Origin of the sequence: Bradyrhizobium sp. AZCC 2176 (assembly GCF_036924645.1) — a bacterium.
GTDB lineage: Bacteria > Pseudomonadota > Alphaproteobacteria > Rhizobiales > Xanthobacteraceae > Bradyrhizobium.
The window spans coordinates 1389461-1402324 of record NZ_JAZHRX010000001.1; the positions used below are offsets into that span (position 1 = coordinate 1389461).

The following is a 12864-nucleotide window of genomic DNA, read 5'->3' on the forward strand; positions in this document are numbered from 1 at the left end:
ACCTTCGCAACCTTTGCAAATAAACCGGCTCGTCTTCGCAAGACTATGCTTTTTCAGCCATTTCGATGGTGCACGTTTGTAGATATTGCGAAGTCGGTACGGAATAACAAGTCGTCCGGAGCAGGAAAATGCATTCAGTGGCGTCGCCAACCCTTAATCCCGACGAAACCCGGTTCGTGGAGATGGTGTTTCCGGAGCAGGCCAATCACTACGGCACGCTGTTCGGCGGCCATGCGCTGAGCCTGATGGGCAAGGCGGCATTCGTCACGGCCACGCGGCACGCGCGGCAGAGCGTCGTCATGGCGACCTCGGACAAGATCGAATTTCATGAGCCGATCCATGTCGGCGAACTCGTCGAGCTCGTTGCCCAGGTCGTACGGGTCGGCCGCAGTTCCATGACGGTTGCCGTCGACATGATCCGCGAAGACCTGATCAGCGGCAGGCGGAAATCCGCGGTGCGCGGAACGTTCGAGATGGTCGCGGTGAACGAATTCGGCCGTCCGGTCCCGATCACGCAACCAGCCATGACCGGTTCAATCCAGAAGGAAGCTGCGTCTTGAAACAGCATACCGTTCGTACTTTCAAATCGGCCGATCATCTGCCGCGCGCGGAGCAACTGGCCTGGAAGATCGCCGAGGTCGCCGCCGACCCGGTCGGGGTCGAGAGCGACGTGGTGGGGATGCTGGGCAACCGCATCATCGATAACGCCGCCGTTGCCGCCGCCTCGATCGCGCGGCGTCCTGTTGTCAGCGCGCGAGCGCAAGCCGAGACGCATCCGTTCCAGCCGGGAGCCACCGTGTTCGGGTTGACGCGGTCGCAGCGGATTTCGCCGGAATGGGCCGCCTGGGCCAACGGCGTCGCCGTCCGCGAACTCGATTTCCACGACACGTTCCTGGCGGCGGACTATTCGCATCCCGGCGACAACATTCCGCCGGTGCTGGCTGTCGCCCAGCATTGCGGGTTGACGGGCGCGGACCTCGTGCGCGGGCTGACTGCGGCGTATGAAATTCAGGTCGATCTCGTGAAGGGCATCTGCCTGCACGAGCACAAGATCGATCACATCGCCCATCTCGGGCCGTCGGCTGCCGCCGGAATCGGCGCGTTGCTCGGTCTGCCGGCCGAGACGATCTATCAGGCCGTCCAGCAGGCGCTGCACGTCACCACCACCACGCGGCAGTCACGCAAGGGCGAGATCTCGAGCTGGAAGGCCTATGCGCCGGCCTTCGCCGACAAGATGGCAATTGAATCCGTCGATCGCGCGATGCGCGGCGAAGGCGCGCCGTCACCCGCCTATGAGGGCGAGGACGGCTTCATCGCCTGGCTGCTCGGTGGCCCGCGCGCGGAATACGCGGTGCCGCTGCCTGAGAAGGGCGAGCCGAAGCGCGCCATTCTCGACACTTACACCAAGGAGTACTCGGCGGAATACCAGAGCCAGGCGCTGATCGACCTGGCGCGCCGGCTGAGACCGAAAATCGGCGATCTCTCGACGATCGAAAGCATCGTCATCCACACCAGCCATCACACCCACTACGTCATCGGCACCGGTGCCAACGATCCGCAGAAGATGGACCCGAAGGCGAGCCGCGAAACGCTCGACCATTCGATCATGTATATTTTTGCGGTCGCGCTCGAAGACGGCGGCTGGCATCACGAGCGATCTTACGCGCCCGAGCGTGCCGGCCGCGAGACGACGGTTGCGCTGTGGCGCAAGATCTCCACGGTCGAAGACCCCGCATGGACCCGCCGCTACCACAGCCACGATCCGAAGGAAAAGGCGTTCGGCGGCCGTGTCGTCTTGAGACTGAAAGGCGGCTCCGTCATCAGCGATGAAATTGCGCTGGCAGATGCACATCCACTGGGCGCCCGCCCGTTCAAGCGGCCGGACTACATCCGGAAATTCCGCAACCTGGCGGAAGACGTGATTGCCCCTGCTGAGCAGGATCGCTTCATCGCAACGGTGGAGCGACTGGCGTCGCTGAAGGCGGGTGAGCTGACCGACCTGACCTTCACGGTTGATCCAAAATTCCTCGGCAGCACGTCAACGCACGGCATCTTCGATTGGCGCGACACCACCCCGGCCACAGTCCAGCGCGCCGCTAATCGATAAGGGAGATTGAGATGACGGACATCAAGCCTTCGCCCAAGAAATCGGTCGCGCTCTCCGGCGTGATCGCCGGCGATACTGCGCTGTGCACGGTCGGCCGCACCGGAAACGACCTGCATTATCGCGGCTACGATATTCTCGATGTCGCCGAAAGCTGCGAGTTCGAGGAAATCGCGTATCTCCTCGTTCACGGCAGCCTGCCCACTCTGTCGGAACTCAGAAACTACAAGGCCAAGCTGAAGGCGCTGCGCGCCTTGCCGCTCGCGGTGCTGCAGACGCTGGAATTGCTTCCCGCCGCTGCGCATCCGATGGACGTCCTGAGAAGCGGCGTTTCCGCACTCGGCTGCATCCTTCCCGAGGCCCATGATCACAACCAGCCCGGCGCCCGCGACATTGCCGACCGGCTGATGGCCTCGCTTGGATCGATGCTGCTCTATTGGCACCACTACGCCCATCATGGCCGCCGGATCGACGTCGAAACCGACGACGATTCGATCGGATCGCACTTCCTGCATCTGCTCCACGGCAGGAAGCCGCCGCCATCGCACGAGCGCGCGATGCATACTTCGCTGATCCTCTACGCGGAGCATGAGTATAACGCCTCGACGTTCACCGCGCGCTCGATCGCCGGCACCGGCTCGGATCTCTATTCCGCGATAACAGGCGCGATCGGCGCGCTGCGCGGGCCGAAGCATGGCGGCGCCAACGAGATCGCGTTCGAAGTGCAGAAGCGCTACGGAACTACGGAAGAGGCGGAGGCTGATATCCGCCGCAGGGTCGCGGCCAGGGAGGTCGTGATCGGTTTCGGCCACCCGGTCTACAGCATTGCCGACCCCCGCAACAAGGTGATCAAGGAAGTCGCGCGCCGCCTGAGCATTGAAAGCGAGAACACCCGCATGTTCGAAATCGCCGACCGGATCGAGGCCGTCATGGCCGACGCCAAGAAGATGTTCGCCAATCTCGACTGGTTCAGCGCGGTCTCCTACCACGCGATGGGGGTGCCGACCGCGATGTTCACGCCCCTGTTCGTGATTTCCCGAACATCCGGATGGGCGGCGCATGTGATGGAACAGCGCATCAACAACAAGATCATCCGCCCCGCCGCGAACTATATCGGCCCGGAGAATCTGAAGTTTGTGCCGCTGCATGAGCGTGGCAAAGCCGCCGTCGCCCCTCGCGCCGCATAAGGAGGCAACAATGGTGTATCTCCTGGGTTCCGACATAGCCGACACGCCGGCCGGGGCTCGCTTCCGCGACCTCCTGAACAAGCCGGACATTCTCCAGATGCCGGGTGCGCATAACGGAATGGCCGCGCTGCAGGCCCGTGACGCCGGCTTTTCCGCGCTCTATCTGTCGGGCGCGGCGATGACGGCTTCGATGGGCCTGCCGGATCTCGGCATTATCACGATCGAGGAAGTCGGCTTCTTCATCCGCCAGGTGGCGCGCGCCAGCGGCCTGCCGGTACTGGTCGATGGCGACACCGGCTATGGCGAAGCGCTCAATGTCATGAACATGGTGCGCACCTTCGAGGATGCCGGCGCTGCCGCCGTGCACATCGAGGACCAACTGCTTCCGAAGAAGTGCGGCCACCTCAACGACAAGAAGCTGGCGGATGCGCGCGACATGGCAACCAAGGTCGCCGCCGCCGCAAAAGCGCGGCGTCATCTTTATCTGATCGCAAGGACGGACGCTGCGGCCAGCGAAGGCATGGACGGCGCGGTGGCGCGTGCAAAGCTTTATCTGGAAGCGGGGGCGGACGCGATCTTCCCGGAAGCAATGATTTCGCGCGAGATGTTCCAGGAATTCGCCAGGCGCGTTCCCGGTGCTCCGCTGCTCGCGAACATGACGGAGTTCGGCAAGACGCCGTTCTTCACGGCATGCGAGTTCGAGGCGATGGGCTATCGCATGGTGATCTGGCCGGTGTCGTCGCTCCGCGTCGCCAACAAGGCCCAGCAGAACCTGTTTGCTACCCTCAAGCGCGACGGCAGCACCCGCAAAATGCTCGACCAGATGCAGACGCGCGCCGAGCTGTACGCAGCGATCGGGCTGCAGGATTACGAGGCGCTCGACGCCTCCATCGTCAGAACCATCGTTCCCACAGCCATGCCGCAGAGGTGAATTATGTAGTTATCGCGCTTCGATCGGAATGGCGTCCATCGAATGATGGCAGAGAGCGCCGCGGGGGAACGACCGATCTCATATTGACTGAGATCGCCGTTGACCTTAACTGAACTCGTCGTGGTTCTTCGGGCTGGATCGGCCCGAAGCTAAGAGGGAAGCCGGTGCGGCCGAAAAAGCCAAAGCCGGAGCTGCCCCCGCAACTGTAAGCGGCGAGTTGCTGTCCAACAAAGTCACTGAGACCTCACGGGTTTCGGGAAGGCCGGACAGCAGCATTGACCCGCGAGCCAGGAGACCTGCCTCGACAACATACACGTCCTCGGGCGGGGTGTCCCGGTGGTGCGGTTGCGATTCCGCGCGCGCTCCGCCGTACGCGGAATCCAGACGTGTCACTTCGGCCTTTGCCCCCAACTTTTGGGGTTAAGCCAATGTCTTCAACATCGTCATCTTCTACATCGTCTACTTCCACCATCTCTACTTCCTCGCTTCCCGTTGCTGCCCTCGGCACGCCGCGGATCGGCCCGCGCCGCGAGCTGAAATTCGCTTTGGAAAGCTTCTGGTCGGGCGCAACCGACGAGGAGGCGCTGGTCGAAACCGGCGCCGGGCTTCGCGCGGCCAACTGGGCGCGCCAGAAGAAACTCGGCGTCAGCGTGATCCCGTCGAACGATTTCTCGTTCTACGACCAGATGCTGGATACGTCAGTGATGGTCGGCGCGATTCCTGAAATCTATCGCTGGAACGGCGGCCCGGTCCCGCTCTCGACTTACTTTGCGATGGCCCGCGGCGCGCAAGGCAAGACGCACGAGGCGAGCTGCGGCCATACGGATCATGGGCACGATGCCGCCCACGGCGCGCCGGCGCAGGAAATGACAAAATGGTTCGACACCAACTATCACTACATGGTGCCCGAGCTGGCGAGGGATCAGCAGTTCACCCTCGCCTCGCGCAAGCCGATTGAGGAATATGAGGAAGCCAAGGCGTTGGGCTATCAGACCCGCCCCGTGCTGGTCGGCCCGGTCACGTTCCTCAAGCTCGCCAAGAGCAGGGACGCCGGCTTCAATCCGTTGTCGCTGCTCGACCGGTTGCTGCCGATCTATATCGAGGTGCTGCGCGAACTGGCCTACGGGGGCGCCGACTGGGTGCAGATCGACGAGCCATGTCTCGTACTCGACCTCGACATCGTCGGGCAGCAGGCGCTGCATTACGCCTATACAGAGATCACCAATGCGGTGCCGCAGCTCAAGATCATGCTCGCGACCTATTTCGGCGGGCTGGGCGCTAACCGCGATGTCGCGCTGGCGCTGCCCGTCGCCGGCCTGCATCTCGATCTGGTGCGTGCGCCAGATCAGATCGACGACCTCGCCGGTTTTCCAAAAGACCGCGTGCTGTCGCTCGGAATCATCGACGGCCGTAACATCTGGCGCGCGGACTTGAACCGGATTCTTGGCCGGCTCGAACCCGTGATCGCGAGACTCGGCAAAGACCGCGTGCAGATCGCGCCCTCCTGCTCGCTGCTGCATGTTCCGATCGACCTGGCGCTGGAAACGGGGCTCGATTCCGAAATCAAGAGCTGGCTGGCGTTCTCCGTACAGAAGCTCGAGGAATTGACCACGCTCGGGACGGCGCTTGCCAGCGGACGTGGCAGTGTCGAAGCCGCCCTGCGGGTTTCGGACGAGGCGGCCGCCGCCCGCAAGGCTTCGCCGCGAATTCACGATGCGAAGGTCGCGGCGCGCATCGCCGGCATCGATGACGCCATGCGTCGCCGCGCCAGCCCATTCGCCGAGCGCGCCGGCGTCCAACACGAGCGCTTCAACCTGCCGGCCTTCCCGACCACGACCATCGGCTCGTTCCCGCAGACGGCCGAAGTCAGGAAAGCCCGCGCCGCGCACGCCAGCGGCGCCCTGACGGACGAAGTCTACAAGGTCTATCTGCAGGACCAGACCGCCCGCGCGGTGCAGTGGCAGGAAACCATCGGTCTCGACGTGCTCGTGCATGGCGAGTTCGAGCGCAACGACATGGTGCAATACTTTGGCGAACAGCTCGCAGGCTTTGCCTTCACCGCAAACGGCTGGGTGCAATCCTACGGATCGCGCTACGTTCGCCCGCCGGTCTTGTTCGGCGACGTCTCCCGCCCGAAACCGATGACGGTCGAGTGGTGGCAGTACGCCCAGTCGCTGACAAAAAAGCCGATGAAGGCAATGCTGACCGGTCCCGTCACCATCCTGAACTGGTCCTTCGTGCGCGATGATTTGCCGCGCAGCGAAGCCTGCCGGCAGATCGCGCTCGCGATCCGCGACGAGGTCGCCGATCTCGAGGCGGCCGGCGCCGGCATGATCCAGATCGATGAGGCGGCGCTACGCGAGGGTTTGCCGCTGCGCAAATCCGAATGGAAAGCCTATCTGGACTGGGCCGTCGATGCCTTCCGCCTCTGTTCCTCCGGCGTGCGCGACGAGACGCAGATCCACACCCATATGTGCTATTCGGAGTTCAACGACATCATCGGCGCGATCGGCGCGATGGACGCCGACGTGATCTCGATCGAGACCTCGCGCTCGAAAATGGAGCTGCTCGACGCGTTCAGGAACTACAGCTATCCGAACGAAATCGGCCCCGGCGTCTACGACATCCACTCGCCGCGGGTGCCCGAAATCGAAGAGATGACCGCCCTGCTCAAGCTGGCGCGGATGCGGCTCAACGACAGCCAGATCTGGATCAATCCGGATTGCGGATTGAAGACAAGGAAATGGGAAGAGGTGCGGCCTGCGCTCGTCAACATGGTGGCGGCGGCTCGCGAATTGCGGGCTTCAGCCTAGCGCAAGACTGACCCCTTCTCTAGTCTTGCCGCAGATGATCGAAGGAGACTGCGATGCGCTTCTGGATTCAATGCACGAGGTTCGAGACGGGGCAACCCATCCACATCAATATCGCGCTCGTCGGCAGCATGTCACGCGACGGCGAGCGCACCGTTCTTGCCTTTGTCGGTGGCGACGGGGAGACGATCGAAGTGGTAGAGACGCCGGAGCATATCCTGGCCGTGCATCTCGGCGCTCCGGCGAAAGCATAACGCACCTCGTGGCGCAATGACGACAGCGATGACAAAAAAACGCGGCGTCGCCGCCGCGTTTCTCTAATCGGATGCTGCTAGCTTACGCTTGCGGCTGGGGCTCCAGACCCGGGTCCGGATCGGGACGCGGGCGCGGCTTGCCGGCAGGCGGCACGGCGGAAGCGCGCGGCGTGCTCGGCTCCAGCACCGACTCGCGGTTGGGCTTCTTGCCCTTCAAGAGGTCGATGATTTCGTCGCCGCTCAGCGTCTCGAATTCGAGCAGGCCCTTGGCGAGCATCTCGAGGTCCTCGCGCTTCTCGGTGAGGATCTTGGTCGCCTCGTTGTAGCCTTCCTCGACCAGCCGCTTGATCTCCTTGTCGATCTTCTGGACGGTCGCTTCCGACGCGTTCTGCGTACGCGACACCGACATGCCCAAAAACACCTCGTCCTGGTTTTCGCCATAGGACACGGTGCCGAGCTCTTCGGACAGGCCCCAGCGCGTCACCATCATGCGTGCCAGACGCGTCGCCTGCTCGATATCGGAAGCCGCACCCGAGGTGACCTTCTCGCGGCCGAAGATCAGTTCTTCCGCAACACGGCCGCCCATCATGATGGCGAGCCGCGAGGTCATCTGCTCGAGCGACATCGACAGCTTGTCGCGCTCGGGGAGCTGCATCACCATGCCCAGCGCACGGCCGCGCGGAATGATCGTGGCCTTGTGGATCGGATCGGTCGCAACGACGTTGAGGCCGACGATGGCGTGGCCGCCCTCGTGATAGGCCGTCAGCAACTTCTCTTCCTCGGTCATGACGAGCGACTTGCGCTCGGCGCCCATCATCACCTTGTCCTTGGCTTCCTCGAACTCGGCCTGCGTCACCATCCGCTTGTTGCGGCGGGCGGCGGTCAGTGCGGCCTCGTTGACGAGGTTCATCAGGTCGGCGCCGGAGAAGCCCGGCGTGCCGCGCGCGATGGTCTTGAGGTTGATATCCGGCGCCAACGGCACCTTGCGAACGTGAACCTTCAGGATCTGCTCGCGGCCGACGACATCCGGGTTCGGCACCACGACCTGGCGATCGAAACGGCCGGGACGCAGCAGCGCGGGATCCAGCACGTCGGGACGGTTGGTCGCCGCGATCAGGATCACGCCTTCATTGGCCTCGAAGCCGTCCATCTCGACCAACAACTGGTTGAGCGTCTGCTCGCGCTCGTCATTGCCGCCGCCGAGGCCGGCGCCGCGATGACGGCCGACCGCATCGATTTCGTCGATGAAGATGATGCAGGGCGCATTCTTCTTGGCCTGTTCGAACATGTCCCTGACACGCGAGGCGCCGACGCCGACGAACATTTCGACGAAGTCCGAACCAGAGATCGTGAAGAACGGCACGTTGGCTTCGCCCGCGACCGCACGCGCGATCAGCGTCTTGCCGGTGCCGGGAGGGCCGACCAGCAGCACGCCGCGCGGAATGCGTCCGCCGAGGCGTTGGAATTTTCCGGGATCGCGCAGGAATTCGACGATCTCCTGCAGGTCCTGCTTGGCTTCGTCGACGCCCGCGACGTCCTCAAAGGTGACGCGGCCATGGGCCTCGGTCAGCATCTTGGCGCGCGACTTGCCAAAGCCCATCGCCTTGCCGGCGCCGCCCTGCATCTGCCGCGACAGGAAGATCCACACGCCGATCAGCGCGATGAAGGGCAGCCAGGAGACGAGCAGCGAGACGAACCACGGCACGTTGTCGCCGGGCGGCTTCGCGGTGATCGAGACCTTGCCGTCATAGAGGCGCTTGACCAGCGTCGGATCGTTTGGCGCATAGGTCTGGAACGAGGAGCCGTTGGTGAAGGTGCCGTGGATTTCCGGCCCCTGGATCACGACGTCGCGGACGCGGTTCTGATCGACCTCGCTCAACAACTGCGAAAACGAAATGTCCTGCGAGGACGTACGCTGACCCGGGTTCTGGAAAAGCGTGAACAATGCCAACAGCAGCAAAACAATGATGACCCAGAGGGCGAAGTTGCGCAGATTGGCGTTCATTGATCTTCCTTCGTGGTCGCGCGGATCGCGGCCCTATGTCCTTGGCAGTAACCCTTGAGTATTCTTGGGTAGTGAGGCGAGAAATCCCCGGTCCACTGCATCTCAATCTAGGTGGCGCCCGGGTCAATGCCAAGGGAACCACTCGGGACTATTTAACGCATCTTAACGCGATTCCCGGTCAAAAAATGACGCAAAAGCCGAGGTTTTTCCGAGGTGGTTAAGGCACTTCGTCCCGATATCGCGGATATTGCGGCATGGCAACGCTTCTCACGCCCGATTACCCCTCCGCGGCGGTGCTGGATCGACATGAATCCGGCCTCCGATCAGGCTGATCGCCGCCCCGGCCAGCGTCTGTTTCAGTTGGGTCTGCGTCGCGCCATTCGCAATGGCCCGGTCCAGTACCGCCAGCAGCGCCTCGACCTTGCCGAGTTCCGCTGGCCCTTCGTGACCGGCCCGGTCAATCGCCCGCTTGAGCAGCCGAAGCCGGATTTCCTCGGGCAGGCCGGCAAACGCCCGGGCATCAAATCCGAAGCGCGAGACATCATCACGATCTCTCAAGGCGAGATAGCGCTCGGCGCCGTCGGCCAGCACTTCAATCGCGTCATTCGCCCGCGCCAGCCTCGTTGCCAGCCGCGCCAGGTTTCGGCTGTCGCCGCCCTCCTCGACCAGCGCCGGCATCAACGCGCGCAGCCGCGGCCGCGTGAAGCTCATGTCGCGATTGGTAGGATCGTCGGCAAAGGCGATCTTCGCCCTGCCCAGCGTCGCAACGAGCCGCGATTTCGGAACGTCGAGCAACGGCCGCGCCAGCCACACGCCCTCGCGTTCGGTCTCGCGCGCCATCGCCGCAAGCCCGGCGATGCCGCTGCCGCGCAGCATGCGCATCAACAGCGTTTCGGCCTGGTCGTCGCGGGTATGCGCGGTCAGAATATGCGTCGCGCCGGTCGCTCGTGCGGCTTTCGCCAGCAGCCGATAGCGCGCCGCCCTCGCTGCGGCCGGCAGGCCGGTCTTCGGCTTGGTCCCGGTCCAGCGCAGCGTGCGATGGGGCATATCGAGCGTAGCTGCCAGACGCTTGACGTCGCGCGCCTCGCGCGCGGCCTCGCGCCGCAAGCCGTGATCGACGGTGACGGCGATCAATCGCGGCCCGCGCGAAAGCGCACGGCGCCAGCGGGCGGCAAGCCACATCAGGGCAAGGGAATCGGGACCGCCGGACACCGCCAGCACGAGCGCGGGCGCGGCCTTCCAATGCGCGAACAGGTCTTTCGCTTGCTGTACCGAGATCGGCGCGTGGTCGTCGTCAGCCATGGCATCGCCAGTCCATTCGAGGCCGATGGCGGCCTCGACCGGCTCCTGCTTTAGCACTTAACCCGCTTTTGCTCACGGTCGACGGCGGCTTTGACGCCGGCCGATGCGCGCGGATATTTCCGCGTCACCTCGCCGAGCGCCGCACAGGCGGCTTCCTTTTCCTTCAGCGCCGCCAGCGACTGGCCGAGCCGCAGCAGGGCGTCGGGCGCCTTGCCCGACTTGTCGAACTTGGTGGTCACGCCGAGGAACGCTTCGGCGGCGTCGCGATATTGCTGGCGCTGGAAGTAGCTTTCGCCAAGCCAGTATTGCGAATCCGCGATCAGCGGATCGCTCGGATATTTCTGCGCAAAGTTCTTCATCGTCGCTTCGGCCAGTGCATAGTCCTTGCGCTGCATGTAGCCGATGCCGAGATCGAATTCGTCCTTCGGCGTGGCCGAGGGCGGCAGCGTGGTCAGCGCGGCGCTGGCGCCGGCCCCGCGCGGTGGCGGTGCGGCTGCCGAGGGCGGCGGCAGGGCGCCGCCGGAGTCGCGCGGGCCGCCGAGATTGAGCGGCTCGCCCGGACCGCGCCCACCGGGGGCGCCAACCGCAGCGTCGCTCGATAGCGGCATCTGGCCACCACCAAGCGCGCGCGGCGCGCCGGGGGCGTTGGGATTCTGGCTGGGATCGAAGGCATCGCCGCGACGGCGGCCACCGGCCTGCGGGGCTGCCGGGTCCTGCACGATCGGCGCGGGCGACGCGATCTGCGGCTGCTGGTCGTAGCCGGGTTGGGCCTGCGGATAGCCCTGCGGCTGGCGCGCCCCCTGCTGCGGATAAGCTTGTTGCGGATAGCTCTGTGGCCCCTGCGGCGGGCCGGGCTGAACTGGAGGCGGCGCCGCGGCCACGTTGGGCAGCGCACCCGCGGGCTGGCCACCCGGCGCGGGCGGTGCAGCGCCAAGCTGACGCAGCCGATCCTCAAGCTGGCGGTTACGGTACTGCAATTCCTCGTTCTGGCCGGTCAGTTGCCGGAGCTGGTTTTCCAGCCGCTGGATCCGCATCTCCAGATCGGCGTCATCGGACTGCGCCTGGACCTGCGGGGAGCCTTGCGGAGAACGCTCCCATGGGAACGTGATCTGTGCGGACGAGGTCTGCACAGACAAAGCCAGCATCGCGGCGATCGCCGCGGCACCGGCAGCATTAAGGAATCTGGATGACATTTTGCCCTGACGACGAATATCACGTGTCAAACGAAAGCAGAACACTATTGAGATAGGGAGTACGCCAGAATTGTGACTGGCATTTCCGATTCGGTTCGCTGAATTCCGGTATGGTTTAGTATCCGCCGCAAGACAAGCCGCCCGGTCCGGCAGACCGTTCACAAATCGAGGGAGACCCGCTCATGCACGTATCCGTGAACGGTGTGCGGCTGTTCTTCGATGTCGAGGGCGCAAAGCTGGTTCCGGACGGCCCGGTGATGCGGGAAAAGCCGGTGCTGTTGATGCTTCACGGCGGCCCCGGCTTCGACCACTCGATCTACCGGCCGGCCTATTCCGCCTTGGCCGACATCGCCCAGGTCGTCTATCTCGACCACCGCGGCAACGGCCGCAGCGAGGATGGTGCGCAAGAGTGCTGGAACCTGGCGCAGTGGGGCGACGACGTGCACGGGTTCTGCGACGCGCTCGGCATCGCCAACCCGATCGTGCTCGGCGCCTCGTTCGGCGGCATGGTTGCACTGGCCTACGCCACGCGCCATCCAAGCCACCCTTCGAAACTGATCCTGATCAGCACCGCGGCTGCCGGCGACGAATATCTGGAGCGGCGCGTCGAGCTGTTTGAACGCTTCGGCGGGCCGGAGGTCGGCGCGCTGGCGCGGCGTCGCCTGCTGGAGCAACAGGGCCATCCTGACCAGGCTTCGGTGGAGGCCTGGATGCGGCTGGCGATGCCGCACTACACACGCATCCCGCGCGACCCCGACATGGGACGCCGTGCCATCAACCGGCCGCAGGTACTGCAATGGTTCACGCGGCCCGGGGGCGAGAGCCACAGCTACAATTTCTTCCCCGACCTGGGTCGCATCCAGTGTCCGACGCTGGTGCTCGGCGGCGAAGACGACCCCATTCACCCGATCGAGAGCCAGGCCGATATCGTAGCAGCGCTGCCGCCGCATCTGGTGCGGTTCGAACGGTTCGCTGACTGCCGGCACGCCTGCATACAGGACGCGCCCGAGCGTACCCTGGCCGCGATCCGCCGCTTCATCCTGCACCCGAAATAAAACCGGCGCCCGATGGCGCCGGT

The 12864-nt window shown here is 64.2% G+C and carries 10 protein-coding genes and 1 riboswitch; of the genes, 7 read left to right on the forward strand and 3 right to left on the reverse strand.

Features of this window, described 5'->3' with window-relative positions; translation table 11 throughout:
- Positions 1-128 precede the first annotated feature (128 nt).
- The 6 genes from V1288_RS06240 (at position 129) to V1288_RS06265 (ending at position 7286) form a co-directional block, all read left to right on the forward strand.
- On the forward strand, positions 129-560 hold the full coding sequence (locus V1288_RS06240) for an acyl-CoA thioesterase (RefSeq protein ID WP_334356239.1): 432 nt from the start codon (positions 129-131) through the stop codon (positions 558-560).
- A complete protein-coding gene (locus tag V1288_RS06245) occupies positions 557-2107 on the forward strand; it encodes an MmgE/PrpD family protein (RefSeq protein ID WP_334356240.1) in 1551 nt (516 codons plus the stop codon). The genes V1288_RS06240 and V1288_RS06245 overlap by 4 nt, the downstream gene beginning before the upstream one ends.
- A gap of 11 nt (positions 2108-2118) precedes the next feature.
- A complete protein-coding gene (prpC, locus tag V1288_RS06250; RefSeq protein WP_334356241.1) occupies positions 2119-3291 on the forward strand; it encodes a bifunctional 2-methylcitrate synthase/citrate synthase in 1173 nt (390 codons plus the stop codon).
- 10 nt (positions 3292-3301) lie between these two features.
- Positions 3302-4222 carry a methylisocitrate lyase gene (gene prpB, locus V1288_RS06255; RefSeq protein WP_334356242.1) on the forward strand — a complete coding sequence of 307 codons (921 nt, stop codon included), beginning with the start codon at positions 3302-3304 and terminating at the stop codon, positions 4220-4222.
- A 104-nt stretch (positions 4223-4326) separates the two neighbouring features.
- Positions 4327-4540, forward strand: a riboswitch (cobalamin riboswitch).
- A gap of 110 nt (positions 4541-4650) precedes the next feature.
- Positions 4651-7035, forward strand: a complete 2385-nt coding sequence (gene metE / locus V1288_RS06260; RefSeq protein WP_334356243.1) for a 5-methyltetrahydropteroyltriglutamate--homocysteine S-methyltransferase — start codon at positions 4651-4653, stop codon at positions 7033-7035.
- A gap of 53 nt (positions 7036-7088) precedes the next feature.
- Positions 7089-7286, forward strand: coding sequence for a hypothetical protein (locus V1288_RS06265; RefSeq protein WP_275185808.1), 198 nt, complete (start codon positions 7089-7091; stop codon positions 7284-7286).
- An 82-nt stretch (positions 7287-7368) separates the two neighbouring features.
- Here V1288_RS06265 and ftsH read toward each other — a convergent pair whose 3' ends face one another.
- The 3 genes from ftsH to ybgF all read right to left on the reverse strand — a co-directional run bounded on the left by ftsH (position 7369) and on the right by ybgF (position 11786).
- A complete protein-coding gene (gene ftsH / locus V1288_RS06270; RefSeq protein ID WP_334356244.1) occupies positions 7369-9291 on the reverse strand; it encodes an ATP-dependent zinc metalloprotease FtsH in 1923 nt (640 codons plus the stop codon).
- A 267-nt stretch (positions 9292-9558) separates the two neighbouring features.
- Positions 9559-10593 (reverse strand): tRNA lysidine(34) synthetase TilS, encoded by a 1035-nt coding sequence (gene tilS / locus V1288_RS06275; protein ID WP_334361206.1) that lies wholly within the window; start codon positions 10591-10593, stop codon positions 9559-9561.
- Between the two features lie 50 nt (positions 10594-10643).
- Positions 10644-11786 (reverse strand): tol-pal system protein YbgF, encoded by a 1143-nt coding sequence (ybgF, locus tag V1288_RS06280; protein WP_334356245.1) that lies wholly within the window; start codon positions 11784-11786, stop codon positions 10644-10646.
- 182 nt (positions 11787-11968) lie between these two features.
- Here ybgF and V1288_RS06285 point away from each other — a divergent pair, with 182 nt between their 5' ends.
- Positions 11969-12841 carry an alpha/beta fold hydrolase gene (locus V1288_RS06285; RefSeq protein ID WP_334356246.1) on the forward strand — a complete coding sequence of 291 codons (873 nt, stop codon included), beginning with the start codon at positions 11969-11971 and terminating at the stop codon, positions 12839-12841.
- Positions 12842-12864: the final 23 nt, after the last annotated feature.

What these genes read in the sequence shown, in the direction of transcription:
- V1288_RS06285 (WP_334356246.1), top strand. Translation starts at nt 11,969, where the DNA reads ATGCACGTATCCGTGAACGGTGTGCGGCTGTTCTTCGATGTCGAGGGC.
- ybgF (WP_334356245.1), bottom strand. Translation starts at nt 11,786, where the DNA reads ATGTCATCCAGATTCCTTAATGCTGCCGGTGCCGCGGCGATCGCCGCG.
- ftsH (WP_334356244.1), bottom strand. Translation starts at nt 9,291, where the DNA reads ATGAACGCCAATCTGCGCAACTTCGCCCTCTGGGTCATCATTGTTTTG.
- V1288_RS06265 (WP_275185808.1), top strand. Translation starts at nt 7,089, where the DNA reads ATGCGCTTCTGGATTCAATGCACGAGGTTCGAGACGGGGCAACCCATC.
- prpB (WP_334356242.1), top strand. Translation starts at nt 3,302, where the DNA reads ATGGTGTATCTCCTGGGTTCCGACATAGCCGACACGCCGGCCGGGGCT.
- metE (WP_334356243.1), top strand. Translation starts at nt 4,651, where the DNA reads ATGTCTTCAACATCGTCATCTTCTACATCGTCTACTTCCACCATCTCT.
- V1288_RS06240 (WP_334356239.1), top strand. Translation starts at nt 129, where the DNA reads ATGCATTCAGTGGCGTCGCCAACCCTTAATCCCGACGAAACCCGGTTC.
- tilS (WP_334361206.1), bottom strand. Translation starts at nt 10,593, where the DNA reads ATGGCTGACGACGACCACGCGCCGATCTCGGTACAGCAAGCGAAAGAC.
- prpC (WP_334356241.1), top strand. Translation starts at nt 2,119, where the DNA reads ATGACGGACATCAAGCCTTCGCCCAAGAAATCGGTCGCGCTCTCCGGC.